An 18,448-nucleotide genomic window follows, 5' to 3' on the forward strand; every position below is an offset into this window, starting at 1 on the left:
ATGCAGTTGATTGAACATGCCGACTCACCGCGCTCGATCCGTTTGCACGCGCGCGACAACGTGGTGATCGTGGTCAACGACCAGGGCGTACCTGCGGGCACCGAGTTCCCGGACGGCCTGGTGACCGTGGATTTCATCCCACAGAGCCACAAGGTGACCCTGGAAGACATCCCCGAAGGCGGTCAGATTATTCGCTACGGCCAGACCATTGGTTACGCCCTGGCGCCGATTCCACGAGGTAGTTGGGTGCAGGAAGACCAACTGCGCATGCCCACCGCGCCACCGTTGGACAGCCTGCCGCTGTCCACCGAAGTGCCGCAAGCCCAGGCGCCGTTGGAAGGCTTCACGTTTGAGGGTTACCGCAACGCCGACGGCACCGTGGGCACGCGCAATATCCTGGGCATCACCACCACGGTGCAGTGCGTCACCGGCGTGCTGGACCATGCGGTCAAGCGCATCAAGGAGGAGTTGCTGCCCAAGTACCCGAACGTCGATGACGTGGTGGCGCTGACCCACAGCTACGGCTGCGGCGTGGCGATCACTGCGACGGATGCGTATATCCCGATCCGCACCGTGCGCAACCTGGCGCGCAACCCGAACCTGGGCGGCGAAGCGCTGGTGATCAGCTTGGGCTGCGAGAAACTGCAGGCCGGGCAGGTGATGCACGACAACGACAGCTCCGTCGACCTGAGCGAGCCGTGGCTGTATCGGCTGCAGGATTCCAGCCATGGGTTTACCGAGATGATCGAGCAGATCATGGCGCTGGCCGAGGTGCGCTTGAAGAAACTCGACCAGCGCCGCCGCGAAACCGTGCCAGCGTCGGAGTTGATCCTGGGCATGCAGTGCGGTGGCAGTGATGCGTTTTCCGGCATCACCGCTAACCCCGCGCTGGGCTACGCCTCGGACCTGCTGCTGCGGGCTGGGGCTACGGTAATGTTTTCCGAAGTCACTGAAGTGCGTGATGCGATTTACCTGCTGACGTCGCGCGCTGAAAGCAAAGAAGTTGCCCTAGCCCTTGTAAGAGAAATGGACTGGTACGACCGTTACCTGGCCAAAGGCGAGGCGGATCGCAGCGCCAACACCACGCCGGGTAACAAGAAGGGCGGGTTGTCGAATATTGTCGAGAAGTCTCTGGGCTCCATCGTCAAATCCGGCAGCAGCGCGATCAATGGCGTGCTCGGCCCGGGCGAGCGTTTCAAGCGCAAAGGCCTGATCTTTTGCGCCACGCCGGCCAGTGACTTTGTGTGCGGCACCTTGCAATTGGCGGCTGGGATGAACCTGCATGTGTTCACCACCGGGCGTGGCACGCCGTACGGGCTGGCGATGGCGCCGGTGGTGAAGGTTTCCACGCGTACGGAATTGGCGCAGCGCTGGCCGGACCTGATCGATATCGACGCCGGACGCATCGCCACCGGGCGTGCGAGCATTGAGGCATTGGGCTGGGAGTTGTTCCACTTCTACCTGGATGTGGCCAGCGGCAAGAAGCAGACGTGGGCGGAGCAGCATAAGCTGCATAACGACATCACCTTGTTCAACCCGGCGCCCATTACCTGAGACCTACCCGGACGTTGTGGGAGCAGGCAAGCCAGCTCCCACATCTATGGTTACCCCCTTTTCTGCAATACTGTCTTTGATGGCGTGTATGGCTTGCTTTCATCTATTCGGCGTCTGAGTGGGGTATTGGCCCCGCGCCTCGATGAGAATTGATGCCCAACGACCCTAATTATTTGGACGGCCTTTCAGCCGTGTGGGAGCTCAGGGTTGTCGTCAGGCCGGTTGGCCGTTCACGTCATCTGTTATCCAGCATCGCAAAACCAGGTGGGTGGTGCTTGGGTGACAGCAGGGTCAAGCGTTCATCGCGCTTGGCCCTGCATCAAATTCAGTGTGGTTTGCCGCGATCGACCAAGCGATTCTTGCCAGCTTGTTGGCTAGCGCGCAGACCACTAAATTGGAGTGCCGATGGCCTGCCAGCAGCTTGCGAACCCAATCGGCCAAACTCCCTTTTTGCTTATCCAAGTGCATCAAGTAGATACGGGCACATTGAACAAACAAGCGTCGCTGGTTTCGATCTCCGCGCTTGCTGATGCCCAAAAGTACGGTTTTACCGCCAGTAGAATGCTGCTTTGGCACAAGTCCTATCGAGGCTGAATAGCCTCGACCACATTTGAACTGCTTGCCATCGCCCAACTCCGCAGCCAAGACGCTGGAGGTGATCGGGCCAACGCAGGGAATTGTCATCAAACGAGAAGCCAGATCATCTTCAGCGACTTGGCTCTCAACTTCTTTGTCGAGAACCTTAACCTGACGATCCAGGTAGACGTAGTGGTCATACAGCCCTTGCAGCAGCTTTTTGATCAGCCCATGAAATGAGGCTGTTTCGAGTAACGCGGGCACCTCTTTGACTGATTTAAAGCCCGGTGCCAAGCTGACACCCACCTCCAAAAGCCCTGCATGAATTCGATTAACGGCGGCTGTGCGTTCCTTGATAAGCGAGTCGCGGACCGAGTTGAGCATGGCCAACGCTTGCTGAGCTTGGGTTTTTACTGGTACGAAACGCATCGTTGGGCGACTAGCTGCCTCACAAATCGCTTCGGCATCAGCGAAGTCGTTTTTATTGCTTTTTACGTAAGGGCGCACGAGATGAGGAGCAATAAGTTTGGGGGTGTGTCCCAGCATGGCGACTTGTTGCGCCATGAAGTGGGCGCCGCCGCAGGCTTCCATCACAACAGTACAAGGCTCGATGGAAGCTAAATGCTGGAGCAATCCTGCTCGATTAAACTTTTTGCGCAGCAGTACATGGCCACGCTCATCTTGTTCGTGAGCGTGATAGCTGTGCTTACCAAGGTCAACGGCGGTGATGTCTACTTTGCTCATGGCTGCGGTCTCCGATAGATCCCCCTGTGAAAGCTTAGTGGGCGTTCACAGGGGGCGGCGGGGGTAGCCATCTCATTATTTGATCGGTGTTGCCCGGACGAACCGGGCCGCATGGCTTATCATTAGCCACCTGACGACACCCACCAAGGTTCTCCCCGGCATGCTGGCTATCTTCCTCACCACCCTCACCATCACCGCGCCGGTGTTTGCCATGCTGTTCCTCGGTGTGCTGCTCAAGCGCATCAACTGGATCAACGACAACTTTATCCACACCGCGTCGTCACTGGTGTTTAACGTCACCATGCCAGCGCTGCTGTTTCTGGGCATTCTGCATGCCGACCTGCACTCGGCGCTCAAGCCGGGGCTGCTGATCTATTTCGCCGTTGCCACGTTGCTCAGCTTTGCCCTGGCCTGGGGTTGGGCGCTCTATCGTTGCCCGCGTGAAGACCGCGGCATCTACACCCAGGGCGCGTTTCGCGGCAATAACGGCGTGATCGGCCTTGCGCTGGCGGCCAGCATGTACGGCGACTATGGCATTTCCCTCGGCGCGATCCTCGCCGCGCTGGTGATCCTGTTCTACAACACGCTGTCGACCATCGTGCTGGCGGTGTACAGCCCGGTGATCAAGTCCGACCCGTGGAGCATCTTCAAAAGTGTGGTGGCCAACCCGCTGATCATCAGCGTGATTGCCGCCGCGCCGTTCGCGATCTTCAAGATCGGTCTGCCGGGGTGGCTGGAGTCGTCCGGCCAGTACCTGGCGGACATGACCTTGCCGCTGGCGTTGATCTGCATCGGCGGCACTTTGTCGTTGGCGGCCTTGCGCAAAAGCGGGAGCATGGCGTTGAGTGCCAGCCTGGTGAAGATGATCGGCCTGCCGCTCTTCGCGACGCTGGGCGCATGGCTGCTGGGCTTTCGGGGGCCGGAACTGGGGATTTTGTTTCTGTATTTTGGCGCGCCGACGGCGGCAGCGAGTTTTGTCATGGCCCGGGCGGCCGAGGGTAATCATGAGCTGGCGGCGGCGATTATTGTGATTACTACCTTGGTGGCGGCGGTGACCACCAATATCGGGATTTTTGTGTTGCAGGCGGGTGGTTGGATCTGAAGGTTGTGGTGGGGTTGAAGGCCAATCGCAGGCAAGCCAGCTCCCACATTCGACCGCATGCTCATGCTGCAACTCGGTCAAGTGTGGGAGCTGGCTTGTCGGGTCGCCGCACCGCTGCGGTAGCTATCTAACAGTCACTGCTTATCTGCCTGATACGCCTCAATCACTTCCTGAGCCGCCCGAAACGCATCAATCGCCGCCGGCACGCCCGCGTACACCGCGCAATGCAGCAGCGCTTCGCGAATCTCCTCCACCGTACACCCATTGTTCAGCGCGCCACGCACGTGGCCCTTGAGTTCCTGCGGGCACTTGAGGGCGGTAAGGGCGGCGAGCGTGATCAGGCTGCGCGTCTTCAGCGGCAGGCCTTCGCGGTTCCACACGCTGCCCCATGCGTGGTCGTTGACGAAATCCTGCAGCGGCTGGGTGAACGCGGTGGCGTTGCCCAAGGCGCGGTCGACGAACACATCGCCCATGACCTGGCGGCGCATTTCAACCCCGGTTTTTTTCTGATCGGTCATTGCGGTTCCCTCTTGTGTTGGCGGCGCCAGGCTTGCAGCGAGGTGAACAACAGGAAGGCCACCAGCGCTGGCAGGACGTAATACAGCATCAATTGTTCAAGCTGGGTGGCCAGCGGCATGCCAAAGGTGAACGACACCACATGCAGCCCATACACCAGGTACAGGCCCAGGAACACCAGGCCTTCGGCACGGGTGACCCGGTAGCCGGTATAAAACACTGGCAGGCACAACACAATCACGCCGAGCATCACCGGCAGGTCGAAGTCGAGGGCGTTGGGTGACACCGACAGTGGCGAGGGGGCCACCAGCGCGGTAAACCCAAGCACTCCAAGCAGATTGAACAGGTTGCTGCCGATCACGTTGCCCACGGCAATCTCCCGCTCGCCGCGCAGCGCGGCAATCAGCGAGGTCGCCAGGCACGGCAGCGAAGTGCCGACACCGATCAGCGTCAGGCCGATGATGCGCTCCGACAGGCCCAGATCGCTGGCTACATCCACTGCCGCACCCAGCAGCAAATGCCCGGCCAGTACCAGGATCAACAGCCCGCCGAGCATCAGCAACGCGCTGCTCAGCCAGGGCGCCCTGGCCACCGTATCCAGCGTGCGTGGGCGGCGCGAATGGCGGGTCTGGTAGTGCAGCACGCCGAGGTAGGCAACCAAAGCAAGCAGCAGCAACAGGCCGTCGAACGGTGTCAGTGTTTCATTGGCCGCCAGGGTAAACACCAGCAAGCCGGCGAAAATCATTACGGGGATGTCCAGGCGCACCAGTTGCCGCGACACCCGCAGCGGAATGACCAACGCAGCCAGGCCCAGGGTGACGAGGATGTTGAAGATACTGCTGCCGATCACGCTGCCCACAGCGATATCGGTATTGCCGGCCAAGGTGGCTTGCAGGCTCACGGTCATTTGCGGCGCGCTACTGCCGAAGGCGACGATGCTCAAGCCGATAATCAACGGCCGCACCTTGAGGCTGGCTGCCAGGCGCACGGCGGCGCGCACCAGGATTTCGGCGCCGGCGATCAGCAGCACCAGGCCGCTGATCAGTTCGATCAGGCTCCAGGGCGAGAGGGCAGTTAATGCGGAAATGGCCAAAGCTCCCTTGATTTAGTTGCTCATGGCTTGCACGCGAACCCGTGCAGTGCCGCTGCCCAGCATACCGAGTTGTTCGGCAGCCTTGCGTGAAACGTCGATCAGGCGCCCACGGGTATGCGGGCCGCGGTCGTTGATGCGCAGCACCACGGACCTGTTGTTGTCGAGGTTGGTCACCTTGACCTGAGTGCCGAAGGGCAGGCGCCGATGGGCGGCGGTCAGGGCGTTCTGGTTGAAGGGTTCACCACTGGCGGTTCTGTTGCCATGGTGCTTGGCGCCGTAATACGAGGCGGTGCCGGTTTCGTCGTAGCCGTTGGGGTCGATGAGGCCGCTGGCGCAACCGGCCAACAGAGAGAACAGGGCCAGGAGGCCGAGTAGACGCTTCATTTTCAGGAAATTCCCAATTAAATGTGGGAGCTGGCTTGCCTGCGATACAGGCACCTCGGTATTTCAGTTGCACCGAGGCGATGCTATCGCAGGCAAGCCAGCTCCCACACAAGCCCACTCCCACAAGGGGTCCGAGTTGGGCATGAAAGCCCACCCGGACCATTTCACCGCGATCAGCCTTCGAGCTTGCTTTTCAGCAGTTCGTTCACTTGTTGCGGGTTGGCCTTGCCTTTGGAGGCTTTCATCGCCTGGCCGACAAAGAAGCCGAACATCTTGCCGCGCTTGGCTTCGTCTGCCGCACGGTATTGCTCGACCTGTTCGGCGTTGGCCGCCAGCATCTCATCGAGTACGGCCGAAATCGCGCCGCTGTCGGTGACTTGCTTGAGGCCGCGCTTCTCGATGATTTCGTCCGCACTGCCTTCGCCGCTGGCCATCGCTTCAAACACGGTCTTGGCGATTTTGCCGGAGATGGTGTTGTCCTTGATGCGCAGCAGCATGCCGCCCAGTTGCTCGGCGGTAACAGGCGCATCGTCGATTTCCAGGCCCTGTTTGTTCAACAGGCTGCCCAGCTCAACCATCACCCAGTTGGCCGCCAGTTTGGCGTCGCCGGCGATGCTCACGACTTTTTCGAAGTAGTTGGCTTGCTCACGGCTGGACGCCAACACGCTGGCATCGTAGACCGACAAGCCGAACTGCGCCTGGAAGCGCTCGCGTTTCTGCTGCGGCAATTCCGGCAGGGTGGCGCGGATGTCATTGAGGAACGAGTCCTCAAGCACCACCGGCAACAGGTCCGGGTCGGGGAAGTAACGGTAGTCGTTGGCTTCCTCTTTGCTGCGCATGGCGCGGGTTTCGTCTTTGTTCGGATCGTACAGGCGCGTTTGTTGGATCACCCTGCCGCCGTCTTCGATCAGCTCGATCTGGCGACGCACTTCGCTGTTGATCGCCTTTTCGATGAAGCGGAACGAGTTGACGTTCTTGATCTCGCAGCGGGTGCCGAACTCGACCTGGCCTTTTGGCCGGATCGACACGTTGCAGTCGCAACGCAGCGAGCCTTCGGCCATGTTGCCATCGCAGATGCCCAGGTAGCGCACCAGCGCGTGGATCGTCTTGACGTAGGCCACGGCTTCCTTGGCGCTGCGCATGTCCGGCTCGGACACGATTTCCAGCAACGGCGTGCCGGCGCGGTTCAGGTCGATACCGGTGGCACCTGGGAATTCTTCGTGCAGGCTCTTGCCAGCGTCTTCTTCCAAGTGCGCGCGGGTCACGCCGACACGTTTGATGGTGCCGTCTTCCAGCGGTATGTCCAGGTAGCCCTTGCCGACGATCGGCAGCTCCATCTGGCTGATCTGGTAGCCCTTGGGCAGGTCCGGGTAGAAGTAGTTCTTGCGCGCGAACACGTTGTGCTGGCCGATCTCGGCGTCAATCGCCAGGCCGAACATCACCGCCATGCGCACCGCTTCCTGGTTCAGCACCGGCAATACGCCGGGCATGCCCAGGTCAACCAGGCTGGCCTGGGTGTTGGGTTCTGCACCGAACGTGGTGGCGCTACCGGAGAAAATCTTCGATTGGGTGGCGAGCTGGGTATGAATCTCCAGCCCGATCACAACTTCCCATTGCATAGTGTTCTCCTCAGAAGCCGGTAGGGGTGCGAGTGTGCCAGTCGGTGTTCAACTGGTACTGGTGCGCCACATTGAGCAGGCGGCCTTCCTGGAAATACGGGGCGAGCAATTGCACGCCGACCGGCAGGCCATCGACGAAGCCGGCGGGCATGGACAAGCCCGGCAAGCCCGCGAGGTTGGCGGTAATGGTGTACAGGTCTTCCAGGTACTCGGCGATCGGGTCGCCGGTCTTGGCGCCGATCTTCCAGGCCGGGTTTGGCGTGGTTGGGCCGAGGATCACATCGACTTCTTCAAAGGCCGCCATGAAGTCGTTCTTGATCAGGCGACGGATTTTTTGCGCCTTGAGGTAGTACGCGTCGTAGTAGCCGGCCGACAGGGCGTAGGCACCGACCATGATCCGGCGTTGTACTTCGCTGCCGAAGCCTTCGCCACGCGAGCGTTTGTACAGGTCGGTGAGGTCTTTCGGGTTTTCGCAGCGATAGCCGAAACGTACGCCGTCGAAACGCGACAGGTTCGAGGAGGCTTCAGCCGGGGCGATCACGTAGTACGCAGGAATCGCGTGCTGGTTGTTCGGCAGGCTGATTTCCTTGATCACGGCGCCGAGCTTTTCCAGTTCCTTGACGCTGTTGTGGACCAGCTCGGCGATACGCGGGTCGAGGCCGGCGCTGAAATACTCTTTCGGCACGCCGATGCGCAGGCCTTTGATCGACGTATTCAGGCTGGCGCTGTAGTCCGGCACGGGCTCATCGATGCTGGTGGAGTCCTGTTTATCGAACCCTGCCATACCTTGTAACAATATTGCGCAGTCTTCGGCAGTGCGTGCCAATGGGCCGCCCTGATCGAGGCTGGAGGCGTAGGCGATCATGCCCCAACGGGAAACGCGACCGTAGGTCGGCTTCAAGCCAGTGAGGTTGGTGAACGCGGCGGGCTGACGGATCGAGCCACCGGTGTCGGTTGCGGTAGCCGCCGGCAGGAAGCGCGCGGCAACGGCCGCCGCCGAACCACCCGACGAGCCGCCTGGCACGTGTTCCAAGTTCCACGGGTTTTTCACCGCGCCGTAGTAGCTCGACTCGTTGGCCGAACCCATGGCGAACTCGTCCATGTTGGTCTTGCCCAGGGTCACGGCCCCGGCGGCAGCCAGCTTGGACACCACGGTGGCGTCGTAGGGCGCTTTAAAGTTGTCGAGCATCTTCGAGCCGCAGCTGGTGCGAATGCCCTGGGTGCAGAACAGGTCTTTGTGGGCGATCGGTGCGCCCAGCAGTGCGCCATTCTCACCATTGGCGCGACGCACGTCGGCGGCCTTGGCCTGGCTCAGGGCCAGTTCTTCGGTGAGGCTGATGAAGCTGTTGACCTTGGGATCGTGCTCGGCGATGCGCGCAAGCAGGGTCTTGGTCAGCTCTTCGGAAGAAAACTTTTTGTCGGCGAGACCGCGGGCGATCTCGGCCAGAGTCATGTGATGCATTGCAGGCTCTTTCCCTTTAGTCGATGACTTTCGGAACCAGGTACAGGCCGTTTTCGACCGCTGGCGCGATGGACTGGTAGGCCTCGCGATTATTACGCTCGGTCACAACGTCTGCGCGCAGGCGCTGGCTGGCTTCCAGTGGGTGAGCCAGGGGCTCGATGCCGTCGGTATTGACGGCCTGCATTTGGTCGACCAGCCCGAGAATGCTGTTCAGGGCTGCGGTGGTCTGTGGAAGATCGGCTTCAACCAGGTCCAAGTGGGCCAGGTGAGCGATTTTTTCCACGTCGGAGCGTTCAAGCGCCATGGGATTCTCCAGTGGAAAACAGAACGGAGGGCGTCCGTGTGTTAGATTGTCGGAACACTACCGCATTTCTACGGTCATAAGGCCGCGATTGTGGGGGTTGGTGCACAGAAAGTCGGCCAATTTAGCACATTGGCGCCTTGCCCAAAATCCCTGTCGTTGTTAGAGTTTGCCGCACTTTTTTACCCACGCGTTGCCTAGGGTCCTTTCCCCATGTTCAAGAAACTGCGTGGCATGTTTTCCAGCGATCTTTCCATTGACCTGGGCACTGCCAACACCCTTATTTACGTGCGCGAGCGCGGTATCGTTCTGAATGAGCCATCGGTTGTGGCCATTCGGACCCATGGTAATCAGAAAAGTGTCGTTGCCGTTGGCACCGAGGCCAAGCGTATGCTCGGCCGAACACCAGGCAATATTGCTGCCATTCGTCCGATGAAAGATGGCGTGATCGCCGACTTCAGTGTCTGCGAGAAGATGCTGCAGTACTTCATCAATAAGGTTCACGAAAACAGCTTTCTGCAGCCCAGCCCTCGTGTGCTGATCTGCGTTCCGTGCAAGTCCACCCAGGTTGAGCGTCGTGCCATCCGTGAATCGGCCCTTGGCGCCGGTGCCCGTGAAGTGTTCCTGATCGAAGAGCCAATGGCTGCTGCGATCGGTGCTGGCCTGCCGGTTGAAGAAGCGCGCGGTTCGATGGTGGTGGATATCGGTGGTGGTACCACTGAAATCGCCCTGATCTCCCTGAACGGTGTGGTGTATGCCGAATCCGTGCGTGTAGGCGGCGACCGCTTCGACGAAGCGATCATCACTTATGTACGTCGTAACTACGGCAGCCTGATCGGCGAATCCACCGCCGAGCGCATCAAGCAGGAAATCGGCACCGCTTACCCGGGCGGCGAAGTTCGCGAGGTTGATGTTCGCGGTCGCAACCTGGCCGAAGGCGTTCCACGTGCTTTCACCCTGAACTCCAATGAAGTGCTGGAAGCTCTGCAAGAGTCCCTGGCCACCATCGTTCAGGCCGTGAAGAGCGCACTGGAGCAATCGCCTCCGGAACTGGCTTCCGATATCGCCGAGCGTGGCCTGGTGCTGACCGGTGGTGGCGCCTTGCTGCGCGACCTCGACAAGCTGCTGGCCCAGGAAACCGGTCTGCCGGTGATCGTCGCCGAAGACCCGCTGACCTGCGTCGCCCGTGGCGGTGGCCGTGCACTGGAAATGATGGATAAACACACCATGGACCTGCTCTCCAGCGAATAAGATCGCTTGGATGGTTCATGCTTCGCCCGCAGGCAGCACTTTGCAGTGCTGCCTGTTGGCGTTTATCTTCTTCAATCTGCATCCAGGCCGGTTTGATGCCGTATGAATAAAGAGAACATTTGCCTGGGAGGAGCGGATTATTAAACCGCTTTTCGCCAAAGGCCCCTCATTGGGCGTGCGCTTATTGGTGCTGGTCGTGCTTTCGGTCGCGCTGATGGTGGTCGATGCCCGCTTTGCACTGCTCAAGCCCGTGCGCAGCCAGATGTCGCTGGTGTTGATGCAGACTTACTGGATCACCGACCTGCCGCAACGTCTCTACCAGGGCGTGGCCAGCCAATTCGGCAGCCGCACTGAGCTGGTCGCCGAGAACGAAAAACTCAAGACTGAAAACCTGCTGTTGCAGGGGCGCATGCAAAAGCTGGCGGCCCTCACCGAGCAGAACGTTCGGCTGCGTGAGTTGCTCAATTCCTCCGCACTGGTCAACGAGAAGGTGGAAGTGGCCGAGTTGATCGGCATGGACCCTAACCCGTTTACCCACCGCATCATCATCAACAAAGGTGAGCGCGACGGTGTGGTCCTCGGCCAGCCGGTGCTTGATGCCCGTGGCCTGATGGGTCAGGTGGTCGAGTTGATGCCCTACACCTCGCGTGTATTGTTGTTGACGGACACGACTCACAGCATCCCCGTGCAGGTGAACCGTAACGGCTTGCGCGCCATTGCCAGCGGCACCGGTAACCCGGAGCGTCTGGAGTTGCGTCATGTGGCGGACACTGCCGACATCAAGGAAGGCGACCTGCTGGTCAGCTCCGGCTTGGGCCAGCGCTTCCCGGCGGGTTACCCAGTGGCGACGGTCAAGGAAGTGATCCACGATTCCGGCCAGCCCTTCGCCATTGTACGTGCCGTGCCGACTGCCGCCTTGAACCGCAGCCGTTACCTGCTGCTGGTCTTCAGCGACAACCGCACGCCGGAAGAGCGTGCCAACGACGCCGCTCAGGCGCAGGAAGCGGAAGACAAGCAGAACGGCGCTGCGCCGACCATTCCTGCCACGGTGCCAAAACCTGCGTTCGTGGGGCCACCAGCCCCTGTGGCCGCCCCGGCAGCGCCAGTGGCAACGCCAGTCAAACCTGCGGCCCACAACGCTCGCCCGGCCAAACCGGCTGCGGCCAAGCCACCCGCGACGACGCCAACTGCTGCAACTCCGGCGGTTAAACCGCCTGCTGCTACCACCCCGGCAGCCCGGCCAGCGGCCGCAGCCCCGGCCACCACACGGCAGAGGGAGGAATAATGGCCGGTACTCATTCGCACAATGGCTGGATCGTCTGGCTGACCTTCGCCGTCGGCCTCCTGCTCAGCGTTTCGCCGTTACCGCAATTCATGGAAGTCCTGCGTCCTTTATGGCTGGCCCTGCTGCTGGCGTTCTGGTCGCTGACCTTGCCGCATAAAGTCGGAATGGTCACCGCAATGTGCCTGGGCTTGGCGGAAGATGTGCTCTATGGCACTTTGCTCGGTCAGAATGCGTTGATCCTGACCCTGATTACTTTTCTGGTGCTGTCGTTGCAGCAGCGCTTGCGCATGTTCCCGATGTGGCAGCAGTGCCTGGTGATCCTGGTGATCTTCGGCCTGGCGCAGTTGGTGCAACTGTGGCTCAGCGCCTTGACCGGTAACCGCCAGCCAACCCTGGCGTTGGTGCTGCCTGCGCTGGTCAGTGCATTGCTGTGGCCATGGGTCAGTTTTGGTCTGCGTGGGTTACTTCGTCGCTATAAAATCAATTGAATGGATTGCGAGGCTCTGCCTGGTTATCGAACCCTACAGGGAGAGTCTGCAATGAATTTGCTTTATCTGGCCTCGGGTTCCCCAAGGCGGCGTGAATTGCTGACCCAGATCGGTGTGCCCTTCACCGTGGTCAGCGCCGCCATTGATGAAACGCCTCTTACAAACGAATCTGCTGTTGCCTACGTCGAGCGCCTTGCGCGCGGCAAGGCCACGGCGGGTTTTGCTGCGCTTGAAAAAACGGCGGGCGCCTGCGTTTTAGGCGCCGACACGGCTGTGATCGTGGAGGGTCATATCCTCGGCAAACCGATGGATCAAGCGGATGCCTTGGCCATGTTGATGGCTTTGGCAGGGCGTGAACATGAAGTGCTCACGGCCATTGCGCTCACCGACGGCGAGCGCTGCGAAACCCGATGTGTAAGCAGTCGCGTACTGTTTCGCGGGATTTCTGTCGAGGAGGCTACAACCTACTGGCACAGTGGCGAACCTCAGGACAAAGCTGGCGGCTATGCTATCCAAGGGCTCGGGTCGGTGTTTGTCGCCGGGCTCAATGGCAGTTACTCCGCCGTGGTTGGCCTGCCGGTGTGCGAAACCGCGCAACTGCTCGAGCAATTCGGCATACCCTGTTGGCAAAACCTTACCGCGCGCTGAACGCCTTACTTGCGCGCCAAGCCTTAAGCGATCGGTCACTATTGTGAAAACGCCTGAACGAGACCCAGCCATGAGTGAAGAGATTCTGATCAATATCACGCCGATGGAATCGCGCGTGGCGGTGGTAGAGAACGGTGTTCTGCAAGAAGTGCACGTCGAGCGCACGCAGAAGCGCGGCATTGTCGGCAATATTTATAAAGGCAAAGTGGTGCGCGTGTTGCCGGGGATGCAGGCTGCATTCGTCGATATCGGCCTGGACCGCGCCGCGTTCATCCATGCTTCGGAAATCTCCCTGCGCGAAGGCCCTGCGGTCGAAAGCATCAGTGCGTTGGTGCACGAAGGGCAGAGCCTGGTGGTGCAAGTCACCAAGGACCCCATCGGTTCCAAGGGCGCGCGGTTGACGACTCAGTTGTCGATTCCTTCGCGTTACCTGGTGTACATGCCGCGTACTGCTCACGTCGGCATTTCCTTGAAGATCGAAGACGAAGCCGAGCGCGAGCGCCTGAAAAAGGTGGTCAGCGACTGCGTGGCTGCCGAGGGCATCAAGGAAGCGGGTGGCTTCATACTGCGCACCGCCGCAGAAGGCGCCGGCGCCGATGAAATCCTCATGGACATCCGTTACCTGCGACGCCTATGGGATCAGATCGGCGCGCAGATCAAAACCATCGGCGCACCCAGCGTCATCTATGAAGACTTGGGCCTGGCCCTGCGCACCCTGCGCGATCTGGTCAGCCCGAAGATCGAGAAAATTCGCATCGACTCGCGGGAAACCTTCCAGCGCACCACGCAGTTTGTCGCCGAACTGATGCCTGAAATTGCCGACCGCCTGGAACATTACCCTGGTGAACGGCCGATTTTTGACCTGTATGGCGTCGAAGACGAAATCCAGAAAGCCCTGGAACGCAAGGTGCCGCTCAAGTCCGGCGGCTATCTGGTGGTGGACCCGGCGGAAGCCATGACCACCATCGACGTCAACACCGGTGCGTTCGTGGGGCATCGCAACCTTGAAGAGACCATCTTCAAGACCAACCTCGAAGCGGCTACCGCGATTGCCCGCCAGATGCGCCTGCGCAACCTGGGCGGCATCATCATCATCGACTTCATCGACATGGAAGACGAAGAGCATCAGCGTCAGGTGCTGCGTACCCTCGAGAAGCAGCTGGAGCGCGATCACGCCAAGACCAATATCATCGGCATCACCGAGCTTGGCCTGGTGCAGATGACCCGCAAGCGTACCCGCGAAAGCCTCGAACAAGTGCTCTGTGAGCCTTGCAGCAGCTGCCAGGGGCGGGGCAAGTTGAAGACCCCGGAAACGGTTTGCTACGAGATTTTCCGCGAAATCTTACGGGAGGCGCGTGCCTATCAGGCCGAAGGTTATAGAGTGCTCGCCAACCAGAAAGTGGTCGATCGGTTGCTGGACGAGGAGTCTGGTAACGTCGCCGAATTGGAAGGTTTTATCGGGCGCACCATTCGCTTCCAGGTCGAAACCATGTATTCACAGGAACAATACGACGTGGTGCTGCTCTGATCCCCAATCGCTTTCTTTCTTCGAGACCGGCAGACCTTGATCTGCCGTCCGCTAATTGCCTTGAGGGTCGCCTGACATGGAGCGTCTGAAACGCTTTTTTGCCGCTTTGACCCGCTGGGGCCTGGGCTTGTGCGCCTTGCTGCTGGTACTGGCGGCGGTGTACGTGAGCCTGGGTCGTGAACTCACCCCGTTGGTGGCCGAATACCGCGCCGAAATCGAAGCCAAGGCCCAGGCCGCGGTGGATATGCCTGTGCGCATCGGTAGCCTGGAAGGGCGCTGGAGCGGTTTCGCACCGATATTGCTGGCCCACGATGTGATGGTCGGCGAGGGCAGCAGTGCCTTGCGCCTGGACCAGGTTGAAGTGGTACCGGCTATCTGGGCCAGCCTGATGGCGCGCGAGGTGCGCATTGCCCACCTGGAAGTCAGCGGGTTGCAGTTGAGCGTCAAGGAAGACAAGGACGGCCACTGGGCGCTGCAAGGCCTGCCGGTACAAGATGATCAGCCGCTGGACCCGGAGCAGTTGCTGACACGCATGCAGATGGTCAAGCGCGTGTCGGTGCTCGATAGCCAGGTCACGCTGCAACCGTTCGCTCAGGCGCCGCTGACCCTGACATACGTGGGCCTTAGCCTGCACACCGGCGCCACGCGCCAACGCCTCGACGCCCGCCTGACCTTGCCGGACGGCCAGCCACTGGCCGTGAGCCTGCGCACGCGTATCCGCGCGAGCGAATGGAAAGACGCGCAAGTCCAGGCCTACCTGAGCCTTCCCCAGAGCGACTGGGCCAAATGGATCCCGGCCAAGCTGACCCAGCAATGGAAGCTTTCGCAATTCAAGGCGGGCGGTGAGTTCTGGCTCGACTGGGCCAAGGGTACCGTGCAAAACGCCGTGGTGCGCCTCAACTCGCCTCAGGTGAAGGGCAGCTACGCTGACCGCAAACCGGTGCATATCGAAAACCTTGCCCTCACGGCTTACCTGCAACGCAGTGATACCGGCCTTAAAGTGCTGTTTGATTCGCTGGCGATGAACATCGGTGAGACGCGCTGGGAATCACGCCTGCAATTGCAACAGAGCCTGGCCACCGATACCGCTCTGGAAGTCTGGAAGCTGCAGGCCGACCGCCTCGACCTGACCCCGATCACGCCGCTGCTGAATGCCTTGGCGCCCTTGCCGGAAGGCGTTGCCAAGACCATTGAACACCTGAAGGCCACTGGCGTGCTGCGTAACGTGCTGGTGGATTTGCGTCCCCAGGACACCACTGACCAAAAGGTCAGCTTTGCCGCCAACCTTGAGCGTATCGGCTTTAATGCCTACTTCGGCGCACCGGCTGCGCGGAACGTGTCCGGCAGCATCAGCGGCGACCTGGGCCACGGCGAGTTGCGCATGGACAGCAAGGACTTTTCCTTGCACTTGGACCCGATCTTCGCCAAGCCATGGCAGTACATCCAGGCCAATGCGCGCCTGACATGGAAGCTGGATAAGGAAGGTTTCACCCTGATCGCACCGTACATCAAAGTGCTGGGCGAAGAGGGCAAGGTCGCTGCGGACTTCCTGATTCGCCTGCATTTCGACCACAGCCAGGAAGACTACATGGACCTGCGGGTCGGCATGGTCGATGGCGACGGGCGCTTCACGGCCAAGTATTTGCCGGCCGTGTTAAGCCCGTCCTTGGATGAGTGGCTGCGCACGGCGATTCTCAAAGGCGCGGTTGACGAAGGTTTCTTCCAGTACCAAGGCTCGCTGAACCACGACGCGCTGCCGGCTGCACGCAATATCAGCTTGTTCTTCAAGGTGCATGATGCCGAACTGGCGTTCCAGCCGGGTTGGCCGCACGTAAGTAAGGTCAATGGCGAAGTGCTTGTCGAGGAGAGCGGTGTGCGTATCCTGGCGAGCAAGGGCCAGTTACTCGACACCAAGGTCAAGGACATCTACGTCAATATTCCTCATGCGCCTGCCGGCCAAGACAGCCACCTGCTGATTACCGGTGGGTTTGCTGGCGGTTTGGGCGATGGCTTGAAGATCCTCCAGGAAGCGCCGATAGGCACCGGTTCGACCTTCGCCGGTTGGAAGGGCGAGGGCGACCTGCAAGGCAAACTGGACCTGGACATTGCGCTGGTCAAAGGCGCCGATCCGAAGATTGTGGTGGACTTCCAGACCGACAAGTCCCGCCTGCAATTGGCCGAGCCGACCCTGGACCTGACCCAGCTCAAAGGCAATTTCCGCTTCGACAGCGCCAAAGGCCTGAGTGGCCAGAACATCTCGGCCCAGGCGTTCGACCGGCCGATCACTGCGCAGATTTTTGCCGATGGCAAACCGGGCAAAATCAGTACGCGCGTCAGCGCCAAGGGCCAGGTCACGGTCAAGCGCCTGACGGATTGGTTAAAAGTCAGCCAGCCGCTGCCGGTGTCCGGTGATATCCCTTACCAATTGCAACTGACCCTGGACGGCGCCGACAGCCAACTGATGGTCAGCTCCACCATGAAGGGCGTAGCAGTGGATCTGCCGGCACCGTTTGGCATGCCTGCCAGTCAGGGCCGTGACAGCGTGTTCCGTATGACCTTGCAGGGCGCCGAGCGGCGCTACTGGTTTGATTACGGCGAGCTGGCGAGCTTTACCTTTGCCTCGCCTCCAGACAAGTTCAATGACGGTCGTGGGGAATTGTTCCTTGGCGATGGCGCTGCCTTGTTGCCGGCTAGCAAAGGCCTACGTATTCGCGGCGTGCTGTCGGAGCTGGACATCGACCCGTGGAAAAAACTGGTAAACCGCTACGCCGGCAATGATCCGGGCGGCAGTGCCAAGCAACTGCTCAGTGGCGCTGATTTCAAGGTGGGCAAGTTGACGGGCTTCGGTACCCAGTTTGATCGGGTCAACTTGCAACTGGGTCGCAAGCCGGCTGCGTGGGGTTTGCAGTTTGACAGCCAGCAAGCCAAAGGCGCGGTGAACCTGCCGGATGCCAAGGGTGCGCCTATTGCGATCAACTTGCAGTACGTGAAATTGCCGGCGGTGGACCCGACGGTGCAGGCGAATGAGAACGCGCCGGACCCGTTGGCTGATATTGATCCCAAAGACATTCCGGCACTGGATATCGCCATCGATCAATTGTTCCAGGGGCCTGATCTGATAGGTGCCTGGTCGCTGAAGATCCGCCCAACCGCCAAGGGCCTGGCCTTCAACAACCTGGACCTGGGCCTCAAAGGCATGCAGCTCAAGGGTGCCGGTGGTTGGGAAGGCGCGCCGGGTGACAGCAGCAGTTGGTACAAAGGCCGCCTGGATGGCAAGAACATCGCCGATGTGCTCAAGGGCTGGGGCTTTGCGCCGACCGTGACGAGTGAAGACTTCCATCTGGACGTGGACGGTCGCTGGCCGGGTTCGCCAGCCTGGGTCGGGCCCAAGCGTTTCTCCGGTAGCCTGGACGCTGCATTCCGCAAAGGCCAGTTCGTTGAAGTGGAAGGCGGCGCCCAGGCCCTGCGGGTATTTGGTTTGCTCAACTTCAACTCCATCGGTCGCCGTTTGCGCCTGGACTTCTCGGACTTGCTCGGCAAAGGTTTGAGCTATGACCGGGTCAAAGGCTTGCTGGCAGCCAGTAATGGCGTGTTCGTGACCCGTGAGCCGATCACCATGACCGGGCCATCCACTAACCTTGAGCTCAATGGCACGCTGGACCTGGTGGCCGACCGGGTCGACGCCAAGTTGCTGGTCACATTGCCGGTGACCAACAACCTGCCGATTGCCGCATTGATTGTCGGTGCGCCGGCCATTGGTGGCGCGCTGTTCCTGATCGACAAGTTGATCGGCGACCGTGTGTCGCGCTTCGCCAGTGTGCAATACAAGGTGCAAGGTCCATGGAAGGATCCAAAAATCACCTTCGACAAGCCATTTGAAAAACCAAACTGAGAGCC

15 protein-coding genes are annotated in these 18,448 nt (G+C 60.3%); 8 read left to right on the forward strand and 7 right to left on the reverse strand.

All coding sequences use genetic code 11. From position 1 onward, the window contains the following. The gene (gene garD / locus KZH41_RS05785) at positions 1 to 1,554 is read left to right on the forward strand and encodes a galactarate dehydratase (protein ID WP_094950409.1); all 1,554 of its coding nucleotides are present in this window, start codon (positions 1 to 3) and stop codon (positions 1,552 to 1,554) included. A gap of 291 nt (positions 1,555 to 1,845) precedes the next feature. Here the strand turns inward: garD and KZH41_RS05790 are convergent, their stop codons facing one another. Continuing rightward, entirely contained in the window at positions 1,846 to 2,874 is a 1,029-nt protein-coding gene (locus KZH41_RS05790) for an IS110 family transposase (RefSeq protein ID WP_242152133.1), read from the reverse strand. 160 nt (positions 2,875 to 3,034) lie between these two features. On the opposite strand from KZH41_RS05790, the gene KZH41_RS05795 reads away from it, so the two are divergent. Beyond that, positions 3,035 to 3,976, forward strand: coding sequence for an AEC family transporter (locus KZH41_RS05795; protein ID WP_263274513.1), 942 nt, complete (start codon positions 3,035 to 3,037; stop codon positions 3,974 to 3,976). 134 nt (positions 3,977 to 4,110) lie between these two features. On the opposite strand, the gene KZH41_RS05800 is transcribed toward KZH41_RS05795, so the two are convergent. From KZH41_RS05800 to gatC, 6 genes are all read right to left on the reverse strand, one after another. Then, on the reverse strand, positions 4,111 to 4,494 hold the full coding sequence (locus tag KZH41_RS05800) for a carboxymuconolactone decarboxylase family protein (protein WP_094950411.1): 384 nt from the start codon (positions 4,492 to 4,494) through the stop codon (positions 4,111 to 4,113). Then, positions 4,491 to 5,537, reverse strand: a complete 1,047-nt coding sequence (locus tag KZH41_RS05805; protein ID WP_263275083.1) for a calcium/sodium antiporter — start codon at positions 5,535 to 5,537, stop codon at positions 4,491 to 4,493. The genes KZH41_RS05800 and KZH41_RS05805 overlap by 4 nt, the downstream gene beginning before the upstream one ends. 60 nt (positions 5,538 to 5,597) lie before the next feature. After that, positions 5,598 to 5,969, reverse strand: coding sequence for a septal ring lytic transglycosylase RlpA family protein (locus KZH41_RS05810; RefSeq protein WP_094950412.1), 372 nt, complete (start codon positions 5,967 to 5,969; stop codon positions 5,598 to 5,600). A 173-nt stretch (positions 5,970 to 6,142) separates the two neighbouring features. After that, a complete protein-coding gene (gene gatB, locus KZH41_RS05815; RefSeq protein WP_094950413.1) occupies positions 6,143 to 7,588 on the reverse strand; it encodes an Asp-tRNA(Asn)/Glu-tRNA(Gln) amidotransferase subunit GatB in 1,446 nt (481 codons plus the stop codon). Positions 7,589 to 7,598: 10 nt separating this feature from the next. Beyond that, complete coding sequence (gene gatA, locus KZH41_RS05820) at positions 7,599 to 9,050, reverse strand: Asp-tRNA(Asn)/Glu-tRNA(Gln) amidotransferase subunit GatA (RefSeq protein ID WP_263274514.1); 1,452 nt, start codon at positions 9,048 to 9,050, stop codon at positions 7,599 to 7,601. A 16-nt stretch (positions 9,051 to 9,066) separates the two neighbouring features. Next, positions 9,067 to 9,354: an Asp-tRNA(Asn)/Glu-tRNA(Gln) amidotransferase subunit GatC gene (gene gatC / locus KZH41_RS05825; protein ID WP_083360145.1), complete on the reverse strand. Its 288-nt coding sequence runs from the start codon at positions 9,352 to 9,354 to the stop codon at positions 9,067 to 9,069. A 210-nt stretch (positions 9,355 to 9,564) separates the two neighbouring features. On the opposite strand from gatC, the gene mreB reads away from it, so the two are divergent. The 6 genes from mreB (at position 9,565) to KZH41_RS05855 (ending at position 18,443) form a co-directional block, all read left to right on the forward strand. Next, positions 9,565 to 10,602: a rod shape-determining protein MreB gene (mreB, locus tag KZH41_RS05830; RefSeq protein ID WP_002555108.1), complete on the forward strand. Its 1,038-nt coding sequence runs from the start codon at positions 9,565 to 9,567 to the stop codon at positions 10,600 to 10,602. Positions 10,603 to 10,741: 139 nt separating this feature from the next. After that, positions 10,742 to 11,887: a rod shape-determining protein MreC gene (mreC, locus tag KZH41_RS05835; protein WP_263275084.1), complete on the forward strand. Its 1,146-nt coding sequence runs from the start codon at positions 10,742 to 10,744 to the stop codon at positions 11,885 to 11,887. Continuing rightward, positions 11,887 to 12,375: a rod shape-determining protein MreD gene (gene mreD, locus KZH41_RS05840; protein ID WP_094950416.1), complete on the forward strand. Its 489-nt coding sequence runs from the start codon at positions 11,887 to 11,889 to the stop codon at positions 12,373 to 12,375. The genes mreC and mreD overlap by 1 nt, the downstream gene beginning before the upstream one ends. A gap of 51 nt (positions 12,376 to 12,426) precedes the next feature. Further along, positions 12,427 to 13,023: a Maf family protein gene (locus KZH41_RS05845; RefSeq protein ID WP_094950417.1), complete on the forward strand. Its 597-nt coding sequence runs from the start codon at positions 12,427 to 12,429 to the stop codon at positions 13,021 to 13,023. A 70-nt stretch (positions 13,024 to 13,093) separates the two neighbouring features. Continuing rightward, complete coding sequence (gene rng, locus KZH41_RS05850) at positions 13,094 to 14,551, forward strand: ribonuclease G (RefSeq protein ID WP_053254407.1); 1,458 nt, start codon at positions 13,094 to 13,096, stop codon at positions 14,549 to 14,551. A gap of 76 nt (positions 14,552 to 14,627) precedes the next feature. Next, entirely contained in the window at positions 14,628 to 18,443 is a 3,816-nt protein-coding gene (locus KZH41_RS05855) for a YhdP family protein (protein WP_263274515.1), read from the forward strand. Positions 18,444 to 18,448: the final 5 nt, after the last annotated feature.

The sequence above is a fragment of the Pseudomonas sp. YeP6b genome (assembly GCF_025642995.1).
GTDB lineage: Bacteria > Pseudomonadota > Gammaproteobacteria > Pseudomonadales > Pseudomonadaceae > Aquipseudomonas.